This is a genomic window from Vibrio harveyi NBRC 15634 = ATCC 14126 = KCTC 12724 (genome assembly GCF_001591145.1).
Lineage (GTDB): Bacteria > Pseudomonadota > Gammaproteobacteria > Enterobacterales > Vibrionaceae > Vibrio > Vibrio harveyi.
This window is the reverse complement of sequence record NZ_BCUF01000008.1, coordinates 1-26,993: the sequence shown is the minus strand read 5'-3', so window position 1 is coordinate 26,993 and position 26,993 is coordinate 1. Positions and strand designations below refer to the sequence as shown.

7 protein-coding genes are annotated in these 26,993 nt (G+C 47.8%); 1 reads left to right on the top strand and 6 read right to left on the bottom strand.

Going from position 1 to position 26,993, the window contains the following annotated elements:
• Window positions 1-14: 14 nt before the first annotated feature.
• Genes VHA02S_RS06115 through VHA02S_RS06090 form a run of 6 tightly spaced genes read right to left on the bottom strand, consistent with a single transcriptional unit; the run spans window position 15 to window position 9,075 of the window.
• The gene (locus VHA02S_RS06115) at window positions 15-2,153 is read right to left on the bottom strand and encodes an ATP-binding cassette domain-containing protein (RefSeq protein ID WP_038898221.1); all 2,139 of its coding nucleotides are present in this window, start codon (window positions 2,151-2,153) and stop codon (window positions 15-17) included.
• Window positions 2,150-3,736: an ATP-binding cassette domain-containing protein gene (locus VHA02S_RS06110; protein ID WP_038898222.1), complete on the bottom strand. Its 1,587-nt coding sequence runs from the start codon at window positions 3,734-3,736 to the stop codon at window positions 2,150-2,152. The genes VHA02S_RS06115 and VHA02S_RS06110 overlap by 4 nt, the downstream gene beginning before the upstream one ends.
• Window positions 3,726-5,150 carry a TolC family protein gene (locus VHA02S_RS06105; protein ID WP_017821589.1) on the bottom strand — a complete coding sequence of 475 codons (1,425 nt, stop codon included), beginning with the start codon at window positions 5,148-5,150 and terminating at the stop codon, window positions 3,726-3,728. Before VHA02S_RS06105 ends, VHA02S_RS06110 begins: the two co-directional genes overlap by 11 nt.
• On the bottom strand, window positions 5,125-7,356 hold the full coding sequence (locus VHA02S_RS06100; RefSeq protein ID WP_038898223.1) for an ATP-binding response regulator: 2,232 nt from the start codon (window positions 7,354-7,356) through the stop codon (window positions 5,125-5,127). Before VHA02S_RS06100 ends, VHA02S_RS06105 begins: the two co-directional genes overlap by 26 nt.
• A 3-nt stretch (window positions 7,357-7,359) precedes the next feature.
• A complete protein-coding gene (locus tag VHA02S_RS06095) occupies window positions 7,360-8,709 on the bottom strand; it encodes an HlyD family type I secretion periplasmic adaptor subunit (protein WP_009704725.1) in 1,350 nt (449 codons plus the stop codon).
• 12 nt (window positions 8,710-8,721) lie between these two features.
• Window positions 8,722-9,075 carry a hypothetical protein gene (locus VHA02S_RS06090; RefSeq protein ID WP_009704724.1) on the bottom strand — a complete coding sequence of 118 codons (354 nt, stop codon included), beginning with the start codon at window positions 9,073-9,075 and terminating at the stop codon, window positions 8,722-8,724.
• A gap of 200 nt (window positions 9,076-9,275) precedes the next feature.
• Here VHA02S_RS06090 and VHA02S_RS06085 point away from each other — a divergent pair, with 200 nt between their 5' ends.
• Window positions 9,276-26,846, top strand: a complete 17,571-nt coding sequence (locus tag VHA02S_RS06085) for a tandem-95 repeat protein (RefSeq protein WP_038898224.1) — start codon at window positions 9,276-9,278, stop codon at window positions 26,844-26,846.
• Window positions 26,847-26,993: the final 147 nt, after the last annotated feature.

Below are 26,993 nucleotides of genomic sequence, written 5' to 3'. Positions count from 1 at the left end.
TAAGCGCCACAGTATTAACTCAAACTGTTTAAGTATTTGTCTGTTAAGCCAAAATATTTCAAGTTGCCGTCTGGCTCTAATACCAAACTCATGTTCGAAGTGGCGATCAACCCCGGATCATTGGTAGAGAACACCACGGTTTTGTTTAGCAATTTATCGGTGAACAAGCGGTTGAAGTACTGAGCATTTTCTTGCTCAGCGCCATTAAATGGTTCATCAATGATGATCAGTGATTGTTCACAGCTTCCAAGCCCCAGCGCGAGGCGCAATTTCTGTTGAATACCGTTAGGTAAGTTCTTGCATTTATCTACGCTTAGCTGAGTGTTCAATCCTTCTGGCAACCACGCATCGAGTTCGAAAAAGCTCACCATCTCTTGCATCTTTTCTGTAGGGATGAGTCCATTATGCAAGATGAAGTTAGTCTCCAGAGAGCCTTCAAAAATATGCAAATTAAACGGGATGTAGTTAATCGAGGTTCGGTAGCGATAACTGTTGAACTGTTTGATGTTGTAGCCGTCTACCGACACTGCGCCTTGGTATCTATCCTCTAAACCCGCAAGAATGGAGATTAGCGTAGTTTTGCCGCAACCAGTCGGTCCACAAATCACCACTTTCGCCCCTGGGGCAATTTTAAACCCGAGATTGGTTAAGCCTGTTGCCGCGCCAGTGTAGCGATGGCTTACACCGCTGCCGACAATGCTGCCTTGGAACAGGCGAATAGGGGGGCTTTTCTCTAACGTTAGCTTGTCGTCATTCATTGCCATAAGGTTGTTGATTTGCGCAGAGGACGCCTTAATGGATTGGTATTTGGAAATGGAGTTGTAGATACCCATTATCGGACCTAACGCCTTCCAGACTAAAATTACAGTTGCAAGCATGGCGCCAGCGTCAGACGTGCCATCCATTACACCGATAACCGCGGTCACGATACTTGCGGTACCAATCACCTGAATCAAACTGCCACCTGCGGCTTGAACCTTGCTGTTGGTGACGGCTACGTTCTCTGCGTCGTTGGTGCTTTGCATGTGTGAAGCACTGAAGCGAGATTGAATAACGCGCAACAGTGGTAAGCCTTGGATGGTTTTGATGCCGCGAAGAATCTCATTCCATTGGTAAGAAACCATGGCGTTAGCGCGTGAGCTCTTAGACGTGGCTTGTGAATAGATGTAACGAGAATAAACACAGAACACCAACATCAGAATCAAACCCGCCATGACGACCAGTGCAGCGGTTCCTGACATGATGGCAATCGCGACAATGAACACGATAACAAACGGCATGTCGAAGTAGCTCAAGGTCGACTCTGCCGTTACCAATCGGCGGAATGTGTCGATGTCTTTTAAACGCGCCAACTGAGAAGACACGCCAGCGGTGGATGTCATCGCATACGGGAGCCATAGCAGCTTGGATATAACCGCTTGAGAAATGTGTACCGCCAAGTCCTTACCTGACGTGGCAATGATGTTGACCCGCATTTTCTTAAAAAAGTATTCCGAGAATCCAACAATCACCGCAAACAACGTGAGCCAATAGAGCGTGGCTTGCGAGCTAGACGTCAAGGCGAAGTTGTACACACTCATGATAAAGAAGGGTTGGAGTGCGCCCAAGATACTGATCACGAAGCTGAGGATAATCAGGCTTTTGAGTTCATTGTTGTAGCGATAAAACGCGTATTTAATCCAGTTACTGCGGTCTTGAGATTCTGGTGGCGGCTCTCGGAACAAGCGGGAGTATTCGCTGATCGAGACCAACAAACATGGCTTTTTGCAGAGCGGGTATTCAATGGTGTTGTTATTGGTGTAATCAAACAGGATCAGTTTGCCGTCTTTGGTGCCCAAGAAAATCGCAGTGAGGTTTTCTATCTCGATAAAACAAGGATGAGGGTGTCCCTCGATGTGCTCCAAAGTTTTTAATTTGGTGACGTCACAACGGTAACCAAGGCGTTCAATGGTGGCGATAAAACTGTCGCTGTCTTTTGGTTTAGGGATAAAAGCGTCACTGAGGATAGAAGGCGTGCCTTCCCATTCAAGCGCAATGAGGGTGTAAGCTAAACCACGAATCAAAGGTGACTGATTGTATCGCTCGTCATAACTGCGAGCCTCAAAGTCCAACAAGCGCTGAGGGACATTATTAAAATCAACCAAAATACTCATTGGTCACCTCCGGTAAGTTTGACGCGTTTGAGGCGATGATTGAGCTTGTCCATCTTGTTGCTGACGATGATGAGGATTTTGTCGTTGGCGCGATAGGCGGTACTGGTCAAAACCAATCGAGCAAAGTCGTCATCATAAACACAGTCGATATCGTCGAAGATCAACACACGTTTGTTCGCGAGTAAGGCACGCACCAACAACAAGGCATAAGCGACTTGGCGCGAAAATGGGTTGCGTAAATGTCCTTTAAGCTCGGTGTAAAAACCCGCGGGAAGGGCATCAATTTGTGCTTTGATGTTCATGGTTTCGCAAAGCGCAAATGCGGTGTTGTTTAAGCTCGGGCGGAAACAAGTCAAGTTGTCGATGATGGTCCCTTCGACGAACGAGCTGGTTTTGTCGACCATGAGCACGCTATTACGCCAGACGTTGTAGTTAACGTCATCAAGTGGAGTCTCGTTGATTTGGATATCGAGCTTACTGTCGGTGTTTTGCCGCGTAATGCAATTGGCGAGGTGGGTTTTGCCTGCGCCGCTTTTCCCTGTAAGCAAGTAAGCCTGACCGCGTTCAAACTCGATGCGTTGCTTTTCTGAATACTTCACCGATATACGCTCGACTTCTGTCGTGTCATTTTGTTGTTCTACAGATGCAGCAAGCTCAAGCAGCTCGGCGATACGTTGAATATGAAGCTTGTTCAACTTCCAGCGGCTCACCGTGCGCATCACTTGTTGGTATGGGGCGAAGTAGCGGTTGGTAAGCATGATGATGGCTGCCATGATGCCTTGGCTAGATTGCATGTTGATAACTGCCGTTGCTAAAACTACCACCACACAAGCAATGGAGAGCTGTTGTATGAGCGACAAGATAAGGCTGAAGTTTGATTCGATTTGCTCGTATTTGATGTTCTCGACTTCACGCTCTTCCACCATTTGTGTCATCAAGCTCTCAACGCGATATTCCATATTGCGCGCTTTGATATCGAGTGGGCTAGAGATGATCTCGATGATTTTTGAGGTGGTTAAGCCTTCGATGTCGGATTTGTTTTCTAGGCTATTGATTTTTTGCTTGGAAAGACTGAGTGCGAACACCGCCAAGACGATGGAGGCAAGCAAGATGGTCACCCCTGCCCAGATGTTGATCAGACCGATAATCAGAATGGTCAGTATGCTGACGGCAAGGTTGATCAATGCCCGTACAGATTCTCCGCCAAAGAAGGATTTAATCTCAGGAATGGTGGCAATACGTTCTAGGTATTCACCAGGTTCTAGACGACGAAACTTCGATATCTCAGCCAAACAGATGGCTTGAAACACCTTGTTGGTTAGGTTGGTTTCGAACTGCTTCATGATCACCGACGAGATCTTCTCTTCCTGATTCTTTAAGTGATAATCGAGGAAGATGGTGATCAAGATAATGGCAAACAGAAGAAACAGCGTGTCTTTAGCTTGGTTAGGTAAAACACGGTCAAAAATAATCAGTATCGAAAAGGGCAGCACTAAACCAAACAGCGTCGAGATGACCGTTGAGAAAGTCAGGTAACACTTGTCAGCAAAGTTAATTTTTTGGGAAAAATGCTCAGTTTGCATTGCGACCTCCTTTCTTAATCGATGGTTTGGAGAGAAGGTGTTTTGGAACTAAGTCTTGATTGCTTCTGCCTTCGATATCGCTCATCAATTGCATGATGCTTTCGATGGACTGCACCGACAGCATGCCTTTGATTTGCTCAAGATTGATCGATTCAATGATGTAGTCATAACGCGCGCTCTCGTAATCACGTAGCGCGCTAAACAGTTTACTTTCTGCTGCCAGTAAGTCGGTAATGGTTCGCGTACCAAGCTGGTAAGCGCGCTGAATGCCTTTGTAGGAGGCGTAGTTAGCTCGGATGATGTTCTCGTAACTGCTAATAGCTCGGGAGAAGTCATTAATGTTGAGTACCGAGGTGTTAACGCTATTGCGCGTCGTGAACAACGAATCTTGGTAAAGTAGCTCCGTTCGCTCGATAGCAGTTGAAGATTTTTGATAACCGTAATAATCCGAACCGCCGGAGAAAATCGGCACATTCAAGTTCAAACCGACGCTGGTGGAATTACTGTCCCCTGTTGCGGTTGGGTCGGTTCGGTCATAGTTGTTCGCATCGTCGTAACGGTAACTGGCAGAGAGCGATACGGTCGGCACAAAGTTTGAACCGCTTTCTTTCAAGCCTCTTCGGCTGCGTTCTACGGTCTTCTTCGCAACCAATAAGTCGTTATTGAGCTTCAACGCTTGTTCAAGAATTGCGCGTTGTTCGGATTCGCTGATTTCTGCTAAGGGTACGCTTTCGTAGATGTCCTGCGATGGGGTGACTGGGTACTGAACTTGAATCTCTAAACCGTTCAAAATCACGCGTCGGTCTTTCTCTAAGGTTCTTAAGCGATTGGCAATGCCTTCTTTCTGAGCAATTACCTCATACAACTCGCTCGCCGCAGTGTTGCCAAGTTCCACGTTACGACGCATTTGGCGTTCACGTGTTTCAGACGATTTAAGCTCGACTTTGGTGGCTTTGATTTGCGCGTTATTTTTCAGGTACTCGAAATATTGCGTCGCGATTTCAGAAATGGTGCTCTGGATTTTGTTCTCGTGTTTGATTTCTTCAATGTTGAAATCAAGCTTCGCGGTGCCGTATTTGAAGATGTCGCCAAGGTTAAACACCGATTGCGATAAAGACACGCTGTAGCTGTTTGAGTTGTAGCTAGAACGCGTATCCGGTGTTCCAGTTAATATGGTCTCATTTTCATTCCATGTGGTATCAGCGGCACCGTTTAAAGAGGGCAGGAACTTAGAGCGGCTAATGTCGATGTTGTATTCGTTTTCTTCCACGCCTTTGTCACTAGCGCGCAGAGATAAGTTGTTTTCCAAGCCGAGTTTGACCGCCTCAAGCAAGGTGGTCGCCATTGCCGAAGGAGCATTGCTCAATGTAAGTGCTGCCAACACGCAGCTAGTTAAGTTTCTGTACCGCCACATACTTGTTGATCACCTTGATGATTTCGTCGTTTTTATAAGGTTTGCTGATCACGTAATCCATTCCAGCTTCGATACAAGCTTGGTGTTCATTACTGCTGGTCAATGCTGTCGCACCTATAATGGTGCAAGGGTTTTGTCCGCTCTCTTGTTCGTATTGTCGAATGCGTTTGGTTGCCTCAATACCACCCATGCCCGGCATGATGCAGTCCATAAAAATGATGTCCGAGCGCTGGTTCATGAAGTGCTGAACGGCGTCTGCGCCATCGCCAACGGTATCGGCTTCGTATTCTTGCTTGCTCAAAATACGTTTGAGTAGAATCTGTTGAACACGGTCATCTTCCACAATCAGGAATGAGCTGTTCTCCATCTGATCTTCAGAGGCTTCCGCTTCCATGATTGCTAACAGATTGGGGATGAACTCATACGGAATCGCAGGAGAGTTCAGAATCTTGTCGACAAAGGTATGGCTCTCTTGTGCTTGCTGAGTGCTAGTAACTGAAAGTAGCAATTTAGTATTCGGGTGATTGCGCAGTTGCGATTTCACCGTTTTGCTTAGTGAGGGCAGCTTGTTTGGCTCGAACGTGTCGGTCAGCATAATGGCATCGTATTCGCCAAAGGTTTTTGCAGCAGAGAAGAGCTCGTTCGGGGTGCGAATTGGTGTGATCTCTAATCCTAAGTTGACCAACATTTTGTTCATTACATCAATGCGCAGCTGAGAGTTGGCACATAGCAACAAACGTTTATTGTCGAAGCGAGTTTTCTCGGTGTGGAAGCTTTTGGCTTTCAAATCGAGCTGAATTTGAAAACGTTCCTGATTGCCCGATTGATACCAATGGCTCTCGTAATAGCCATAATCTTTCAACACGCTTTTCGCCAGATCGTCTTTGGTTGCAGTGTGCTGTTTATGGTCGCTCCAGTGTAGGGTATTGAGCTTGGCAAACGGCACATCCAGTGTGGTTAAGAAGTTTAGATTGATGGTCAGGCGAGTGTTTTCAATGTCTGACGCAGCTCCCGATTCAATAGTGACAAACAGTTTCTTATCGGCTTTGAGTTGGATGGCATTCGATAGCTGAAGGAACAACACCCAGAATAAGCTGGTGGACTGTCCTTCAACACGGTTTGGTAAGTTATCTGAGATAAAGCAGTCTAGCTCACCTTCATTTCGCTGCACTTTGGAGCTGATGTGAATCATCAATTCAGACAGCACATTCAGCAGTGAAAACTCTTTCGATTTGCTCTCGGTCCCTTGTGAAATGAGTCGATTGTAGTTCTCTGCCAATTCAGACAAGGTATTGGCAGCCGAGGTTATATCTTGCGCCATCAACACGCCGCTCTCATCGGTCTCTTGTACGAGATATTGCACGCCGCCGTTAATGGTGTTGGTGATGCCACGAATCTCGTAACCAATCAGAGCATAGAGCTGTTTGTAGAGATCGTTATTGCGTTTTTGCTCTTCGAGTTTGCTGAAAATCAGTTTTAAGTGAGAGTAGATCTGACGCTGCTTCGGATTGATGCTCACTTCATTGAGCAACTCTTCCAGCCTTTGTAAATCCAATTGTTTGAGCTCTTGATACAGCCCATCGAATTCTTGGTCAATGTCTCGCTCATTTGAACTGGATTTTTTCAGTTTAAGGATTGCCACCAAATTCGATAGGACAGCGATACCAACCAACACAACAACGACCATAAATAGCCAAATGAAGAACTCGTTTTTCTCCATCATGAGGTCGCTCGCATGGTTGTTAAACATGGTGCGATAGTTGTCGTCCATTTGTAGGTAGTTATTGGTGAGCGGGAGATACAGTGCCAACACATCGTCACGTGTTTTTGAGCTGTCCGAGAAGCGATTAATCGCCAGTTCAAGCTGCGTATATTCGGTCGCGCCCACCAAGCTAAACTCGGTTTTGTTGAGTGATGCGAGCGACTTAAACTGATCAATTTCATTTTTCAGAACCTTAAAATCAAGCTCTGTTGTACTGCAATAACGTGCCGATAAACAGCGTTGAAGCGTTTGGATATCCAGTTCGATGGTTTGGTTGAGTTGTTGAGCTTGAACCAATAGAGGCGCGTTTTGCACCTGCTCCACTGAATCCACTTTTTCCCAAGACAAATACAAATAGAAGGCGAGGGCAGCCAGCACCAAGCTGAAAGCAATGCTTAGGCGCATAACAGGAACGGAAATGTTGTAGGAAGGTTTGTTACTCATCCATTACCTCTCATCGAACGCGTCTTCGATAGCCGACATAACCGGCTTCGCAGCGTATTCGATAACCCGACGTGACCCTGTTTTCACGTCGGCGGTAAACTCCATATAAGGGGACAGTTTGTATTGTGTGCCTCCGCGCTCTAGATAGTTTTGGCTGATTTGGATTTCAGCGAGGTAGAATTCAGCGTCCTCTTCTTCATAGGACGAACGGCTGATCGAGGCAATTCGACCTTCCAAAAATCCATATTTGGCAAAGTTGTAGGTGTCCATCTTCACTTTGACTGCCTGTCCGATTTCAACAAAGCCCATGTCTTTACGTGGAATCTTTGCTTCACCATGAAGGGAGTTATTTATCGGCGCAATGTCCGCGATACTTTCACCCGGAGGTATTACGGCAGAGCGGAAGTTGAAGTGCACTTTATCGACCACGCCGTCAATAGGGGCGTAGACTACGAGGCGATCCACTTTGTCTGAGTGTTGAGGACGAAGAATGCGTTTTAGCTTGAGGTCTTTCTTCGCTTGAATAATTTGTGCTTGGTATTCGGAGTTGCGGTTTTCCACCAAGTCTCGGTACTGCTTCTCTAGTTTGTCCAGTTGAAATCGCTCATTCATGACCGACTCATCGAGGTTTTCAATCTCACGCACCATGTTTGACTCTTGAACCTGCATATTCAGAACATCGACATAAGACGCCATTTCTTCTTTGTACAAGGTGTTCTTGATATTGAGCTGTTTGCGAATCAAAGAAAGCTGGTTCTCTGAGCTTTTGCGGCGCTTAAGCATAGAATCAATCAACGAGTTCTTATGATTGATATCGTGGGTGATCAACTCTTCATTAGAGCGGTTTTTGGAAAACTCTTGTTGCCAGGTATTCATATTTACCTGAACCAGTTCTGGGTATTTTTCGATGTAGGCAGAGAAATCGGGCTCTACCATATCGCGCAGGCTTTCATAACGGAGTTTGTCTAACTCGAGCTGAATGATTTCTGTGTTCACCGTATCGAGTTGAGTGTTTCTATCCAAAGAACGAATTCGCGCAATGGGTTGACCTTCGTAAACCACTTCGCCTTTGCGCACTAACATTTCTTCGAGAATACCGCCTTCAAGGTGTTGCACTTTTTCTACGTCAGATTCCAGCAATAGCTCACCGCGCACCGACACCACAATGTCGATACGAGCTTGAGACGCCACTGCGATCGCCACCATTGAAAGCAAAAAGATAACCAGCAATGTTTTGTGTACGCTGGTCATCGCACTGGCTAGCACGATCGTATCGTCTGCGGTCACCTTCGAAGACTCGTTGTTGGAAACGAGTGCTTTTCTGAGGTGGTGCTCGATCTGCTTGTTACTCATGATCCACCTCGGTTATTCATCATCAGTGCTGTCATCGATAGAGTTCTCGATATCTAACAGCTGGCTTATTTGTTTGTTCACGTTGTTGAGCTCAGTTTTGATGTCCTCAATCAATTCATTAGGTGCGGGAAAGTGGTGCTTACTTAAATGCTCTAGCTTTGCCATCTTGGGTGGTAAATCATCATCACAAAGCAAGACCAGAATGGTTTTCAGCTTTTTTGAGTAGCCGCTCAGCTCTTCAAAACGGTTTTGTTTATGCAGCATTTCGATGTTGATCGCCGCGCTGCTGAAATCCTTGTAAAAATCTCCCAATAGCAATTGCAGCCCTTTGTGGCTGTTGTCAACTGAGCGCAACAGATTCGTCATGTTTATCATTGTCCCACCGCCCTAATTGCTTTAATGACAATAACTAAGGATCTTTAAATTGCGTTTTCAAATTTTTTTTACCTCTTTCTGGTTAAACAACATGAGTATGAAAAAAGTTGGATAAAAAAGTTGGTTTTCCAGAATGGTGTCCTTTACTGCCTCTAAACACGATCAGTTAGCTAATGGCAACGGAGGCTGTAATGGCAGGTGACAACAACCAAAATAACCAAAACAAAGACCTAAATGACGCGGTAGAACAAACGGAAACCAATGACGCGGGCACGCCCTCCCAGCAGCAGAATCAGCAAAACCAACAGAATACGATTGCTTCGACCGTAGCGACGGGTGCTGAAAATACCGACGCAGCAGACGAAGCCAATCAGGCGATGGAAGACAACCCAAGTGGTGCAGGTGCTGAGGAAGAAGCCTCGGCGTCCGGTGGTGCGGTACAAGAAGACGCGCCAGAGAGTAGCGGTGGTTCGGATGCCGCTCAATCGAACGTGGTAGACAGCGTGGCATCAGACGGAGGGTCTGGTGAAGAAGCGGCTGGCAGCGGCGGTGCGGCTTCAGGTGCGGGTGCACAAGCTGTTGGTGGCGGCGATGCCTCTGGCTCTGAAGGTGGTACGGACGCAGAAGGCAATGAAGCACAAGGACAAGCTGTACAAACTTCGGCTGCGCCAAGTGCCTCTTCATCCGATTCTGAAGGTTCACAAGGTGGTGATAACCTAGATTCAGAAACCACAGAAGAAACCTTTGCGGTGGACGTTCAAGACACCAGTGAAGAGACCACGACGCAAGTAGAAGATGATTTCGACTCTGAAACCACGAGCGAAACGTTCCAAATTAAAGTCGAAGGTGAAAACGATGCGCCAGAGGTAGAACAAGATCTGGCTTACATCATGGATGAAGACGGCACCATTACCTTCACGCAAGAACAATTACTCGAATACGCAAGTGATGTTGATGGCGACGACCTTGTTGCGTCTAACGTCCAAGTCGGGGCGAATGCATCGGTTCAAGATAATGGTGACGGTACGTTCACTGTGGTTCCGGACGCTGATTTCAATGGTGAGCTCGACTTAACGTTTGATATCAGTGATGGTCAAGAAACCGTTTCAAGTTCTATCGATTTAACCGTTCGTCCAATTAATGACGCACCAGTGCCTGAAGATAAAACCTTTGAGGTGGAAGAAGACGGCACCCTGATCTTCACCGATGCTGACCTGCTTGCTGGCGCAACGGATATTGAAGGCGATGACCTAACAGTTGAGGGCGTAAGCTACGACGGTGGTGACGGCATCCTTACCGACAACGGCAATGGGACTTACACTTTTGCGCCAAATGAAAACTTCAATGGCGATGTGAACTTCAGCTTTGATGTGTCCGACGGCACAGATACAGTTTCAGCGAATGTGGATGTAAGCGTCACACCAGTCGATGATGCGCCAGTGTCTGGTAACCTTGCTTACTCAGTGGACGAAGATGGCTCGATTCGTTTGAGCCAAGAACAGTTGTTGTCGCAAGCTTCTGATGTGGAAGGCGACGCACTGACGGCATCTAATCTTTCGGTAGATGGCAATGCGACGGTGACTCAAAATGACGATGGTAGTTTCACTATCACGCCAGACGCAGATTTCAATGGTGATATTGACATTAGCTTCGATATTTCAGATGGCACGAATACTGTTCAAGCAACTGCTGACCTAACCGTTAATCCAATCAACGATCTGCCTGTTCCTCAAGACCAACAATTCAGTGTGGAAGAGGATGGCACACTGCAATTTACTGATGCGGATCTGCTTGCAGGTGCTACCGACATTGAAGGCGATGACCTTTCTGTAACGGGAATCAGCTATGAAGGCACCGACGGCGTTCTAACTGACAATGGCGATGGCACGTATAGCTTTGCGCCAAATGAGAACTTCAATGGCGATGTAAACTTCAGCTTTGATGTATCTGATGGCACAGATACAGTTTCAGCGAATGTGGATGTGAGCGTTACGCCGGTGAATGATCCTCCTGTGGCTGGTTCAACGTCTTACACGGTTCACGAAGACAACTCTATTACCATTTCTGACGCGCAACTGTTGGCAAACTCTTCGGATTTAGAAGGGGATGTCTCGATTGATAGCGTGAGCTACTCTGGCAGCGATGGTGTGTTGCAAATCAATGGAGACGGTACGTACACCTTCTCTCCAAATGAAAACTTTAATGGTGAAGTGACGCTTGATGTTGTCGTCGCTGATGAAGAAGGCTCAACGGATGTCACCACTGCTGGCATTACAGTACTGGAAGTGAACGATCCACCAGTCGCAGGACCAACTTCTTACACCATTGATGAAGATTCAGTTCTGACCTTTAGTGAGTCGCAAGTGCTGCTGAATGCCTCTGATGTGGAAGGGGATGTTGAGCTAGTCGGCATTAGCTACGATGGTCCGGATGGCATTTTCACCGTTAACGATGATGGCACGTGCAGCTTCGCGCCAAACGAGAACTTTAACGGACAAGTTCAACTTGATGTCACCATTCGCGATGAAGATGGAGCAGAAGTTGATACCGTCATCAATGTGAATGTATTGCCAATCAATGATGCGCCAGTATCGGGTGATTTGGCTTATAGCGTTAATGAAGACGGTGCGATTACACTCAGCCAAGAGCAGCTTCTTTCTCAAGCGTCTGATATTGAAGGCGATGACCTGACTGCTAGCGATTTGACTGTTGATGGAAACGCAATCGTTACAGTGAACGATGATGGCAGCTTCACGATTACACCAGATGCGGACTTTAATGGTGACATTGATATCCAATTCAACATTACGGACGGCACAGACACTATCCAAGCAACGGCGGATCTAACGGTTAATCCGGTTAACGATCTTCCTGTTCCTCAAGACCAGCAGTTCAGTGTTGAAGAAGACGGCACGCTTCAGTTTACCGATGCAGACTTGCTTGCTGGTGCGACCGATATCGATGGCGATAACTTAACGGTTGATGGCATTAGCTACACAGGCAGCGATGGTGTGCTGACTGACCACGGCGATGGTACTTACACCTTTGCGCCAAATGAAAACTTCAACGGCGACGTCAGCTTTAGCTTTGGTGTTTCTGACGGCACTGAGACCGTACCTGCCAATGTGGATGTGAGCGTCACTCCAGTGAACGATCCTCCGGTTGCGGGTTCAACGTCTTACACGGTTGATGAAGATAATGCGATTACCATTTCTGACGAGCAGCTTCTGGCTAACTCTTCGGATGTGGAAGGTGCGGTGTCTATCGATAGCGTGACTTATTCAGGCACCGATGGCGTATTCCAAGACAACGGTGACGGCACTTACACCTTCATGCCGAATGAGAACTTCAGCGGTGATATCAGCCTTGATGTGATTGTGGCGGATGAGCAAGGTGCGATTGACGAAACAACCGCAGGCATTACCGTCATTGAAGTGAATGACCCTCCAGTTGCCGGTCCAACGTCTTACACGATTGACGAAGATTCAGTACTGACATTCAGTGAGTCACAAATTCTTGCCAACGCATCTGATATCGAGGGCGATGTAGAGCTTGTTGGCATCAGCTATGAAGGTTCGGATGGTATCTTTACCGTCAATGGCGATGGTACTTGTAGCTTTGCACCAAACGAGAACTTCAATGGTCAAGTTCAATTGGATATGACCATTCAAGATGAAAATGGGGCAACCGTTGATACGCACATCAATGTCGACGTATTGCCAATCAACGATCCACCTGTATCGGGTGATTTGGCTTACACCATCAACGAAGACAGCTCAATAACGCTAAGCCAAGAGCAGTTGCTTGCCAAAGCGGGCGATATTGATAGCGAGAACCTTGAAGCCATCAATCTATCGACAGATGACAACGCGACGATTCAATACAACGATGATGGCAGTTACACCATCACACCGGATGAAAACTACAACGGCGACCTAGATCTGACCTTCGATATCATTGATAACGATGGTGGCTCGGTACAAGTTGGTCTGGATATTACGGTTAATCCTGTGAATGACTTGCCACAAGCGCAAGATCAACAGTTCACGGTAGAAGAAGACGGCACTTTGCTGTTCACGGATGCAGACCTATTGGAAGGCGCATCGGATATTGACGGCGATGATCTGTCTATCGAAAACGTTCTCTACACAGGTGCGGATGGTGTACTTACCGATAATGGTGATGGCACTTATAGCTTCGCGCCGAATGAGAACTTCAACGGTGATGTTCAGTTCACATTCGATGTGTCTGACGGCACAGGTTCAACACCAGCATTCATTGATGTCAGCGTGACACCAGTGAACGATCCACCGGTTGCAGGTTCTACGTCTTACACGGTTCAAGAAGACGGTCAAATCACCATTAGTGACGAGCAGTTGTTAGCCAACTCTTCTGATGTGGAAGGCGACGTAGCCTTGGCGAATGTTAGCTACTCCGGTAACGACGGTAGCTTCGTGGACAATGGCGACGGCACATATACCTTCACGCCAAATGAGAACTTTGACGGTAACATTTCGCTCGACGTTACGGTTATCGATCAAGATGGTGCAACGGATACAACAACCGCAGGCATCGATGTTATCGCGGTGAACGACGCACCAGAAACGTCAGGCATTCAAGCTGAAGTGGATGAAGATAACGCCATCACCATCACGCAAGAACAGTTGCTTGCGAATGCGACAGATATTGAAGGTGATGACCTTGTTGCTAGTAATCTACAAACCAATGACCCAGATGCGACGATCGTAGCCAACGACGATGGTTCTTTCACCATTACGCACACCGAAAACTTTAACGGTGAGTTGGACTTCACTTACAACATCAGCGATGGCGAAAATGATGTTCTGACCACGCTGGATCTGACCGTTAACCCTGTCAACGATGCGCCAGAAGCGGGCGACGAAATCTTTATTCAAGCGGAAGAAGACCAAACAGTGGGTGTTTCTCTGCGTGAAGAGCCTGCGTTACGTCTCGACCAAGCCCCTGAAAACGGCATCATTGAAGCGAATCTAAATGACGAATGGGTACAGCTAGAAGTCGGGCAGGAGGTTCCTGCAGACACGGAAGTGCGCTTCATTCCAAATGATGATGCATTGGCAAACGGTACGCATACGAGTCAAATTGGTACCTTTGATGACAACGCCAGCCTCGATGATTGGGGTACAGCTGTTGACCCTTACACACGTGAGTTTGTTGATGGCGATTTGAAAGTTACCGTTCAAAGTAATGACGACCCTCTTGGTGCTTGGAATGGTAACACGCACATTGGGCATGGTATTGGCGATACTGACCGCCAAGGTTTGAGTGGCGATGAAAAACTGACTGTAACCGTTGAAGGTCAAGACATCAACGAAATCAGCTTCCACCTAGATGGTCTAGGCGGCTGGTTTATGGAAGAGTCTCGCCACTTTACAGAAGTCGAAATTCGAGCATTCAACTCTGAGGGTGACTTGATCGACTCAATGACTTACCACAAAGAAGATCGTGGTAGCTATGAGACGGATTACACTCTAACGGTGAACGAGCCAGTGTCTTACTTTGAGTTAGGAACGATTCAAGGTAACGGTACTTATGTGGTTCAAAACATGACGGTTTCGCAAACTTGTCATGATGAAGCAGTATTTACATCTATTGGTGTGGACGGCACGGAAATCACTGAAACGGTCGAACTGAATATCCGTGAAGGTGACAGTGAAATCGAACTGACCGCTGACCTGCCAAATGTGACCATCGATACCGAAGGTTCTACGCAGTTTGCCTCTGTGGTTATCACAGAAGAACAGCTTCTAGCACAAGCGAGTGATATCGATAGTGACGTTCTTGATATTCAAAACCTAGAGCTGGTGGGGGATAACGCGGAGCACGCGACGTTAACCGACAACGGCGATGGTACATGGACAGTCACACCAGCTGAGAACTTTTACGGTGAGATTGAGCTTGGTTACCAAGTTACAGATGGTGAACTCACTGACGACAACATCATCAACATCAACTTCGAAGCAGTAAACGATGCGCCAATCGTTTCTGGTCCGATTGTGTTGTCGACAGATGAGGATGTGGGCATTACGTTTAGCGCGGACGATCTGCTTGCCAATGCAAGTGATGTGGAAGGCGATGCGCTGTCTATCTCTGATATCTCTTACAGCGGTGATAACGGTGAGCTTGTCGACAATGGCGAAGGCACTTACACCTTTATGCCGAATGAAAACTTCAATGGTGAAGTCGATATCGATTACAAAGTCTTCGATGGCACCGATGAAGTCGATACCCATCTAGATCTGACCGTTATTCCGGTCAACGATGTGCCAGTTCCTGGTGCACCGCTGCATACTCAAATGCTAGAAAACGGCACCATCATCATCGAAGCAAAAGACCTGTTATCAGGTGCGACCGATGTGGATGGCGACATTCTGCATATCGAGAATCTACTGCTTGTTGACCAGTCACAAGGTACGTTGACAGACAACGGCGACAACACCTTTACCTTCGAGCCAACTTCGAACTTCTACGGTGAAGTGAACCTAACCTTCGAAATCAGTGATGGTCAAGCAAGTGCACCAAGTACCGCCTCAATTGATGTCGAGATCGTCAATGAAGCACCGGAAGTCAGCGGTCCTATTGATGCAGTCGTGGACGAAGATGGCTCGATTACCATCACTCAAGAAGACTTGTTAGCGAACGCGACGGACGTGGATGGTGACAATCTTGAAGCGGTGAACCTGTCGACCAACGATCCTAATGCAACCATCGTTGAGAACGCTGATGGTAGCTTCACGATTACACCGAGCGAAAACTTCTTTGGTGAAATCGAATTTACTTATGACGTAACTGATGCGATTGAAACCGTCGCTGCGGATCTAAACCTCACCGTTAACCCAGTGAACGACCTGCCAGATGTGCCTGATTTGTCCTTCACCACAGAAGACGGCGAAGCCATCACGATTACTGAAGCAGAGTTGCTGGCTCAAGCGACGGACATCGAAGGCGATGACTTATCTGTTGTGAACGTGACGAGCTTGAGCGATACGGTTCAAGTAACAGACAATGGCGATGGCACTTACACGTTAACGCCAGAGCAGGGGTTCTTTGGTAATGTTGACCTCACGTTTGATGTGAGCGATGGCACCGATGTGGTGGCGGCAAACATCGACTTGAAAGTTGAGTTCGTCAACGACGCACCAGAAGCTGCACCAATCGTGGCAGACGTGGACGAGGATGGCTCTATCCTCGTGACACAAGATATGTTGCTTGAGAATGCAAGCGACCAAGACGGTGATGATCTATACGCGACCGCGCTTGAGACTAACGATCCAAATGCAAGCATTGTTGATAATGGTGACGGTACCTATACCGTGACGCCATCTGAGAACTTTAATGGTGAAATTGCGTTTACCTATGAAGTGAACGACGGCGAGCTAAGCACTTCAACTGATATGACACTGACGGTTAATCCCGTCAACGATATCCCAATTGTCGCACCAGCCATGTATAGCATCGAAGAAGATGGCAGTATCCTGTTTACTCAGGGGGACTTGCTCAATGGCGCTATCGATATTGAAGGTGATGACCTAACCGTTACCAGTATCAGTTATTCAGGTGATGAAGGTACGGTCACCGACAACGGTGATGGTACGTTTAGCTTTGTTCCAGAAGAACACTTTAGTGGTGATTTACAGTTCAGCTTTACGGTTTCTGACGGCACGGATGAAGTAGAACAAGACATCAATGTCCACATTGAAGCGGTTGCGGATGCACCTGATCTTGCCATTACAGATGGTGATGGTGCTGTGATCGATGATAACGCTATTTTGGTTGATCCAGGCGGCATTGTTGAGCTGAATATTGCGGCTGCGCTCGTAGACCAAGACCTTTCTGAAACGCTGACTGTGACCGTTGATGGCGTGCCAGAAGGCTCCGTCATCAGTTACGACAACGAAGGTGTACTTAACGATCAAGATAACGGTATCACCAGTTACAGCGATACTGAAATTACGGTTACGTTTGAAGGTGAAACCGCGGGTTACCAAAACACAGCGGGTTACTACAAAGTCGATGAAGATGGCAACATCACGGGCGTTGAAGTGGTGTACGAAAATGCCTCTCAAGTTGGCGGAGGCGGTGATCTCATTCCGGGACAAGATCAGTTCAGCTTTCAAATCTCGGAAGGGGAAAGTTTCAACCTATTCTTGATTCCTAACGGTCATAACTTCAATGACTTTGCATCTATGCAAGATGGTCAGTACGAGTTCCGTGCAGCAGATGGCTCTCCTGCGAACATGGATACGGTTGACCCACAACTCGTGTTTGTTGGCGCTGATGGTTCTGAAACCGTGATTCAAAGCCAATTCGGTGATGCAGTCTTCCATGGTGGTTCAAGCTCAGAGCTCAACCAAGATGGTATTGAACATACCCGAACTACCGTGAACGAAGACGGTGAATTGGTTTACGGCTTTGAAGATCTCTACGGTGGCGGTGATGCCGATTACACCGACTTTAACTTCACTATTGATGTCGGTGAAGTAAACAGTCAAATCTACAGTGGTGAAGTGACTGTTGGTCCCGATGGTTCAGTTGCAATACCAACCACGGCGATTGATAAAGAAATTGAAATTCAACTGCCTGAAGACTTCTCTGAGCAGCTTGAGGTTCACGTGACAGCCACCGCAACAGAATTATCGAATGACGATTCTGAAACCGTGTCCCAAACCATCTACATTAACGCAACTGGGGCAACGATTGAGCATGCTCCGGAAGCGCTGCCGGTATCTGCTCAGGTCGAAGAAGATGGTTCTATTCTGATCACTCAAGACGACTTATTAGCGAATGCGAGTGACTTAGATGGAGACCAACTGACAGCACTGAATCTGGCGACGGATGATGAAAACATCACCATCACAGACAATGGTGACGGTACTTACACCTTAACGCCAGATGCGGACTTTAATGGTGATATCACCTTTACGTTCGATGTGTCTGACGGCGATGATGTTGTCTCAACGAACCTTGAGTTAACGGTATCACCAGTCAATGACGCACCAGAGCCACAAGATCAAGCGTTCACTGTTGGCGAAGATGGTGTACTGACCTTTACTGATGCGGATCTGCTAACAGGTGCAACGGACATCGATGGCGATGACCTCTCGATTGAAGGTGTCACTTACACTGGCGCGGACGGTGTCCTAACTAACAATGGCGATGGTACGTATAGCTTCGCACCGAATGAGAACTTCAATGGTGATGTGAACTTTACCTTCGATGTTTCTGATGGCACGGACACCGTGACCGCGAATATCGATGTGACAGTCACTCCAGAGAACGATCCACCAGTGGCAGGTAGCACGTCTTACACAGTGCATGAAGATAACTCGATCACCATCAGTGATGAACAGCTACTAGCGAACTCATCGGATATTGAAGGTGATGTATCGATTGATAGCGTGAGCTACAGCGGTAACGATGGTGTGTTAGAAATCAACGGTGATGGTACTTACACCTTCTCACCAAACGAGAACTTCAGCGGCGAGGTGAGCCTAGATGTGGTCGTTGTCGATGAAGAAGGTGCAACGGATTCTACCACTGCTGGCATTACTGTGATTGAGGTAAATGACCCACCAATCGCAGGTCCTACCGCATACACTATCGATGAAGACCAAGTTCTAACGTTTAGTGAATCGCAAGTGCTACTGAATGCTTCGGATGTTGAAGGCGACGTTGAGCTAGTAGGCATCAGCTACGACGGTCCAGATGGTATCTTCTCAGTAAACGGTGATGGTACTTGTAGCTTTGCACCGAATGAAAACTTCAACGGTCAAGTACAGTTGGATGTGACCATTCGTGATGAAGATGGCGCAGAGGTCGATACTTACATCACAGTCGATGTCTTACCAATCAATGATGCACCAGTTTCGGGTAACTTGGCGTACAGCGTCGACGAAGACAACTCAATCACGTTGAGTCAAGAGCAGCTTCTTGCTCAAGCATCGGATGTAGAAGGTGACGCATTAACTGCATCTAATCTAGTGGTTGATGGCGATGCAACGGTTACGGCAAACGACGATGGTAGCTTCACTATCACGCCAGATGCGAACTTCAATGGCGACATTGATATCACGTTCGATATCAACGATGGCAGCGACACTATTGTTGCAACGGCGGACCTAACCGTTAACCCAGTTAATGACTTGCCGCAGCCAGAAGATCAAGCGTTTACCATTGGTGAAGATGGTGTGTTGACCTTCACTGATCAAGACCTGCTGGATGGCGCAACGGATATCGATGGTGATGATCTATCGGTAGAGGGTGTCACTTACACAGGCGCGGACGGTGTTCTTACTGACAATGGTGATGGCACTTACAGCTTCGCACCAAATGAGAACTTCAATGGCGACGTGAACTTCACCTTTGATGTTTCTGATGGCACGGACACCGTGACCGCGAATATCGATGTAACAGTTACGCCAGAGAACGATCCACCAGTTGCGGGCAGCACGTCTTACACAGTGCATGAAGATAACTCGATCACCATTAGTGACGAGCAACTACTGGCTAATTCGTCTGATATCGAGGGTGATGTTGCGATCAGCAGCGTGAGCTACAGCGGTAACGACGGTGTGCTAGAAATTAATGGCGATGATACTTACACCTTCTCACCAAACGAAAACTTTACAGGCGATGTTAGCCTTGATGTTGTCGTGGTTGACGAGGACGGCGCGGTTGATACAACAACAGCGGGAATTACCGTTCTTGAGGTGAACGATCCACCAATCGCAGGCACAACCAGTTACACAATTGATGAAGATGAAGTTATCACCATCAGCGCAGAACAGTTGTTGGCGAGCTCCTCCGATATTGAAGGTGAGGTAGCACTAGATAGCGTGAGCTACAGTGGAAGTGAAGGTATCTTTACCGACAATGGTGATGGTACGTTCAGCTTTGCACCAAACCAAAACTTCAATGGTGAAGTGAACCTTGATGTTGTAGTCGTGGACGAAGATGGTGCGACCGCATCGACGACGGCAAACATTGATGTTCTGCCAATCAATGATGCTCCAGTATCGGGTAACTTGGCTTACAGCGTCGATGAAGACAACTCGATCACGCTAAGCCAAGAACAATTGTTGGCACAAGCAACGGATGTAGAAGGTGATGCACTAACCGCTTCTAACCTAGTGGTTGACGGTGATGCGACGGTTACGGCTAATGATGATGGTAGCTTTACCATTACGCCTGACGCGAACTTCAATGGCGACATTGACATCACGTTCGACATCAACGATGGCACCGACACTATCGTTGCAACAGCTGACCTGACGGTTAATCCAGTTAACGACCTACCACAGCCAGAAGATCAAACGTTCACCATTGGTGAAGATGGCGTCTTGTTGTTCACTGATGAAGATCTGCTTGATGGCGCAACGGATATCGATGGCGATAATCTATCGGTTGAAGGTGTGAGCTACACTGGCGCAGATGGTGTCCTAACCGACAACGGTGACGGCACTTACAGCTTCGCGCCAAACGAGAACTTCAATGGCGACGTAAACTTTACCTTCGATGTCTCTGACGGCACGGATACCGTGACCGCAAATATTGACGTAAGCGTGACGCCAGAGAACGATCCACCGGTGGCAGGCAGCACGTCTTACACGGTGCATGAAGACAATTCGATCACCATCAGTAACGAACAACTATTGGCTAACTCATCTGACGTCGAAGGCGAAGTAGCAATCGACAGCGTCAGCTACAGCGGCGCAGATGGCGTGTTCCAAGACAATGGCGATGGTACTTACACCTTCTCGCCAAACGAGAACTTCAATGGTGAAGTGAGCCTAGATGTCGTCGTGGTAGATGAAGACGGTGCGACGGATTCAACCACCGCAGGTATTACGGTACTTGAGGTGAACGATCCACCAATTGCCGGCGCAACTAGCTACTCAGTGAACGAAGACGAGGTCATCACCATTAGCTCTGAGCAGCTATTGGCGAATGCTTCTGATGTTGAAGGTGACGTCGCGATTGATAGCGTAAGTTACAGCGGCTCCGACGGTATCTTTACCGATAACGGCGACGGTACATTCAGCTTCGCACCAAACGAAAACTTCAACGGTGATGTCAGCCTAGATGTTGTCGTGACCGATGAAGATGGTGCAACGGTAGCAACCAATGCAAACATTGATGTATTGCCAGTCAACGATGCTCCGGTATCAGGTGATTTGGCTTACAGCGTGGATGAAGATGGTTCTATCACTCTCAGCCAAGAGCAACTTCTTGCTCAAGCCGGCGACGTGGATGGTGATGACCTAACTGCATCCAACCTGACTGTTGACGGCAATGCGACCGTTGTTGCGAACGATGATGGTAGCTTCACTATCACACCGGATGCAGACTTCAATGGCGACATTGATCTGAGCTTCGACATTACGGACGGCGATGCAACCATTCAAGCGACTGCCGATCTGACTGTGAACCCAGTGAACGACTTACCAACGGTTGGTCAGCCACAGTTTGTCACGCAAGAAGACACCAGCTTCACTTTCACTGAAGAGCAACTGCTGCAAAATGCAGGTGATATCGATGGTGATAACTTAACGGTTGAAAATGTTGCTTCTGATAGTGGTACCTTGGTTGATAACGGTGATGGCACGTACAATTTTGCACCGAATGAAAACTTCGATGGCAACGTGAACGTAACGTTTGATGTCAACGATGGCACCGCAACCGTGCCAGCAGAAGCGAACATTGATGTTCAATCTGTGGTCGATATGCCAGAGCTGTCGATTGCTTCAGACTTGGTGATTGCGTCTGATAACTTCGAGTCTGGCTCGAACGGTTGGAGCGCGAACACTGAGAGCTCTCAAGGCTTCGAAACGGGCGATATGCTGGGTCGTATTGGTGGCACTGGCGGTGATGAAGCGGTCAGCAAAACCTACGAGATCCCAAGCGATGTCAACGAAGTGAATATCTCGTTTAGCTTTTACGAAATCGATTCTTGGGATGGCGAGTCGTTCCAAATCTTTGTCGGCGGCGAACAGCTAACCACCTTGGAAAACTCAGTGTTCCGTACTCAAGATGGTACGACAACGCTTTACGACTCTAACGGTAATGAAGTGGGTGAAGTCGTCCATGGATCTTCACAGGGCGAAGGCTTTAGCTTCTGGAATGATCAGGCTCACCAAGTGAACTTAACCGTTCCGGTGGAAGACGGTCAGCTTCAGTTAGGCTTTGGTTCTACGTTAAACCAAAGTATTCCTGACGAGTCGTTCGGCATCGACAACATCGAAATCACGGTAGCGGACGCGGATTACCAAATCATTGGTACCGAAGATACGCCAGTGCCGCTTGATATTGATGCGGCTTTAACCGATACCGATGGTTCAGAAAACCTCTCTATCTTGATTGAAGATGTGCCAGAAGGCAGCGCACTATCGGCTGGTGTTGATAACGGGGACGGCACTTGGTCACTACAACCAGGCGAGCTAGAAGGGCTAGAGTTTATTCCTTCTGCGGACTTCAATGGCGATGTGACGCTAACCGTGAATGCAACTTCTACGGATGTAGATACCGGAACCACGGCGACAGCGACGCAAGATGTGACGATTCATATCTCGCCAACCAATGATGCACCAGAAGTTACGGGTGATATCACGGCGGTCACTGCCGAAGACAACAGCATCACGTTGACTCAAGAGCAGTTACTGGAGCACGCTGTTGATATCGATATCGATATCGATATCGATATCGATGGCGATGACCTAAGTGCAATCAACCTAAGCACCAATGATGAAAATGCAACGGTTGAAATGAACGAGGATGGCAGCTTCACCATTACTCCAAGCGAGAACTTCTACGGTGACATTGAGTTTAGTTACGATGTCACGGATGGCGAAGAAGTGGTTGCGGCTGGTCTTGACCTAACCGTTACACCAGTCAATGACGCTCCAGAGCCACAAGATCAAGCGTTCACCGTGGGTGAGGACGGTATTCTTACCTTTACAGACGCAGACTTGCTAACAGGCGCGACGGATGTAGAAGATGACAACCTAACAGTTGAAGGCGTGACTTACACAGGTGCCGATGGTGTTCTTACTGACAATGGTGACGGCACTTACAGCTTCGCACCGAACGAGAACTTCAATGGCGATGTGAACTTCACGTTTGATGTATCAGACGGTACGGATACCACCTCTGCCAACATTGATGTGAGTGTGACGCCAGAGAACGATCCACCGGTGGCAGGCAGCACGTCTTACACCGTACATGAAGACAACTCGATCACCATCAGTGACGAGCAACTACTGGCTAATTCGTCGGATATTGAAGGCGACGTAGACATCAGTAGTGTGACTTACAGTGGCAACGATGGCGTCTTCCAAGACAATGGCGATGGTACGTACACCTTCTCTCCAAACGAGAACTTCAATGGCGAGGTCAGCCTAGACGTTGTAGTTGTCGATGAAGAGGGTGCGACAGACTCAACCACTGCGGGTATCACAGTACTTGAGGTGAACGATCCGCCAATCGCAGGTGCGACAAGTTACTCTGTTAATGAAGACGAAGTCATTATCTTCACGGAAGAGCAACTGCTAGCGCAGTCAAGCGATGTGGAAGGCGACGTGAGCTTAGAAAGCGTCTCTTACAGTGGTAGCGACGGCATTCTAACAGCGAATGACGATGGCACTTACAGCTTCGCGCCAAATGAAAACTTCAATGGTGGCGTAAGCCTAGACGTAGTAGTGGCTGATGAAGACGGTGCAATTGCGACAACCAACGCGAACATTGATGTATTGCCAGTCAACGATGCTCCGGTATCTGGCGATTTGGCTTACAGCGTCGATGAAGACGGTTCAATCACATTGAGTCAAGAGCAGTTACTGGCTCAAGCGGGTGACGTAGGCAGCGATAATCTAGAAGCAGTGAACTTAACCGCGGTAGCCAATGCAACCGTTGTTGAGAACCAAGATGGTAGCTTTACGATTACGCCTGATGCGAACTTCAATGGCGATATCGACCTAAGCTTCGACTTGATTGATAACGATGGTGCGAGCGTGGAAGTGGGCGTCGACCTAACGGTGAACCCAATTAACGATGCGCCGCAATCAACACCAGTGAATATTGCTGGCACCGAAGATACTACCATTCTTATCACGCAGGACATGTTGCTTGCTAACGCGACAGACATCGACAACACCTACGATGAACTGTCTGCTGTCGACCTAGTGATTGATGAGCAATACGGTGACTTGCTAGACAACGGTGATGGCACTTGGTCATTCACTCCAGCTGAGAACTTCAACGGTGATGTGCCAATGTCGTTCGGCGTCAGCGATGGTGATTTAGTTACGCCGGTTGAAGGCAATCTAAACGTCGAAGCGGTTAACGATGCACCAGAAGCACCAACCATCCAGATGCAAGGCGAAGAAGATGTGGTCATGGTGATTGACCCAGCTTACATCGCTGATCAAGTTACGGATCTTGATGGTGACGAAATCAGCGTAGAAAGCATCACGGTTCGTGCTCCTGCAAACGCGACATTAACTCAGCAGCCAGATGGTATGTACCACTTGGTAACCACTCAAGACTTCAATGGTTTGGTGGAACTGGGCTACACCGCGACGGATGGTGAAGAAGTGGTTGAAGGCTCGTTGAATGTGGATGTTATTCCAGTCAACGATGCTCCATTCAATGTGGGTAATGCCTTTATGGCAACCGACGAAGATGGCGCATTCACCTTCGACGCTGGCGACCTGATGAACTTGTTCGGCGATATCGATACTGAAAACCTAGTCGTATCACGCATTATCACCGCAGAAGGTGAAGATGGTGGTGAGGTAACAGACAACGGTGACGGTACTTGGACATTCACACCGACTGGCGATTTTGCAGGGGTTTCTGACTTGCAAGTTGTGGTAAGTGACGGTGAGTTTGAAACAGTACTTGATGTACCAGTGTTTGTTCGCCCTGTTGCGGATGGCGCAGTCATCACAACCGACCATGATGGTCCGTTAGTGTTCGGTGAGGACGAAACGGGTCACCTAGGCTTGAATGTCGGTCTAATCGACGATTCAGAAACGCTAAGTAACCTAGTGATGACTGGTTTCCCTGTTGGCTTCGAAGTTACGGATGGTGTGAACACCATTACCATTACGGAACCGGGTCAATACATCGACTTGAACGAGTGGGATATTTCAGACTTGCAAATGACGCCTCCGGCTGACTTTAATGGCGAGTTCTTCGTAACCGTGACCGCAACAACGGTGGATTATGGTGACGAGCCAGAAGAGTTCGAAGATGGTATCGATTCAGGTGACTTCGAAACCCTAGCGGGTGAACCCGTTATCCTAACCGCTGATGACCTAATCGGATTGGCAGAAAACGTAGACGCTGACGCGGGTGATGAAGTGAAATTCGTTCACCTAGCTGATCGCAGCCAAGGTGAGATAGTCGATAACGGTGATGGCACATGGACATTCAATCCAGCACCAGGCTTTACTGGTGAAGCGGATATCGCTTACGTGATTGATAAAGACGGTGTGCTTCATGATGAGCAAACAGGCGTGGTCGTGAAAGAAGACGCACCACAAGAGAATGCTTCTCCAGAAATCGACAGCATTTCTACCACAGAAATGGCAGCGGATGGCACCTTGTCGTTCACCAGTGATGACATGCTATCGACCTTGAGCGATGCAGAAGGTGACAGCTTGAGTATTGAGTCAGTGAGCCTAATGGAAGGTCAAGGTGTGATAGAGACCGATAACCAAGGTAACTACCAATTCACACCAGCAGAAGGCTACACCGGAGATGTTCAAATTGGCTTCATTGCAACTGACGGTGAAAACCGCATTGAGAGCTTCTTTAATGTCGACATCCAAGGTGAAGGTGAAACCACAACCAGCGAAGGCTACGCATTAGCTGATGATGGTTCACTAACACTAACGGAAGCACAGTTGATTGATGAGCTTGGCATTAGCCCTTCTGCAGAAGTGTTGGATGTCGCCGATGCAAACGATGCTGGTTTCTTCGCGAAATCAGGTGATGAAGAGTGGACATACTGGCCGAACGATGACTTCGATGGCAATTTGGCTATGGATGTTCAGGTCAACGACAACGGTGAAGTATCGACTCAGAATCTGAGCATCCAAGTTGCGGACGATTCAGCGCAAAGCGACGAGTCACAAATCCAAACTGCTCAAGCATCATCAGAGCAGCAAGTCGGCGAAGTGCAACAGCCTGAAGAGCAAGTAGCAAACGGTGCAGACAGTGAAGAGGAGAGCGCAGCTGGTGTGACTGCAGCACCAGGCGATACCATTTCTATCTCGGTTCCAGATGAGGTCAGTGGTAACGAATCGGTGGATTATGCAGAAATGTCCGGTCTACCTGATGGTGCATCAGTAAGCAACGCACTGGATAATGGCGATGGCAGCTTCACATTAAGTGGCAACCTGAATCAACCAGTATCGGTTGACTTACCAGAAGGTTACGAAGGTACAAGCGAAATCCAATTCCAAGGTTACGATGAATTGGGCAGCGCAGTAGAAGGTGCGAGTGGCACGGTTGAAGTTGAAGTCGATGATCAATACACCATGCAAGGTTCTGCTCAAGATCAGCAACCAGATATGGCGGGTATGGAATCTGGCGGCAGCGACTGGACAAGTGCGGGAGGTCAAGACCAAGGTGTTGACTTCACGGATGACTCTGGCAGCTTCGACTCGGATACTCAAACGGGTACTGACCAAGGCAACGATTTCGACCAAAGCTCAATGTAACCAGTCCTAGACGAGGGCAGTGCCATTGCTGCCCTAACCAAAGCCATGCAGAACCCACTTTGCATGGCTTTTTTGTTGGGCTTCTTTCTATGAGCTCTAGAAAAAAACTTGGAAATTGAAAAAAGTATTCTTAGTTAGTTTATACCC

What these genes read in the sequence shown, in the direction of transcription:
- VHA02S_RS06105 (WP_017821589.1), bottom strand. Translation starts at nt 5,150, where the DNA reads ATGTGGCGGTACAGAAACTTAACTAGCTGCGTGTTGGCAGCACTTACA.
- VHA02S_RS06095 (WP_009704725.1), bottom strand. Translation starts at nt 8,709, where the DNA reads ATGAGTAACAAGCAGATCGAGCACCACCTCAGAAAAGCACTCGTTTCC.
- VHA02S_RS06085 (WP_038898224.1), top strand. Translation starts at nt 9,276, where the DNA reads ATGGCAGGTGACAACAACCAAAATAACCAAAACAAAGACCTAAATGAC.
- VHA02S_RS06100 (WP_038898223.1), bottom strand. Translation starts at nt 7,356, where the DNA reads ATGAGTAACAAACCTTCCTACAACATTTCCGTTCCTGTTATGCGCCTA.
- VHA02S_RS06115 (WP_038898221.1), bottom strand. Translation starts at nt 2,153, where the DNA reads ATGAGTATTTTGGTTGATTTTAATAATGTCCCTCAGCGCTTGTTGGAC.
- VHA02S_RS06090 (WP_009704724.1), bottom strand. Translation starts at nt 9,075, where the DNA reads ATGACGAATCTGTTGCGCTCAGTTGACAACAGCCACAAAGGGCTGCAA.
- VHA02S_RS06110 (WP_038898222.1), bottom strand. Translation starts at nt 3,736, where the DNA reads ATGCAAACTGAGCATTTTTCCCAAAAAATTAACTTTGCTGACAAGTGT.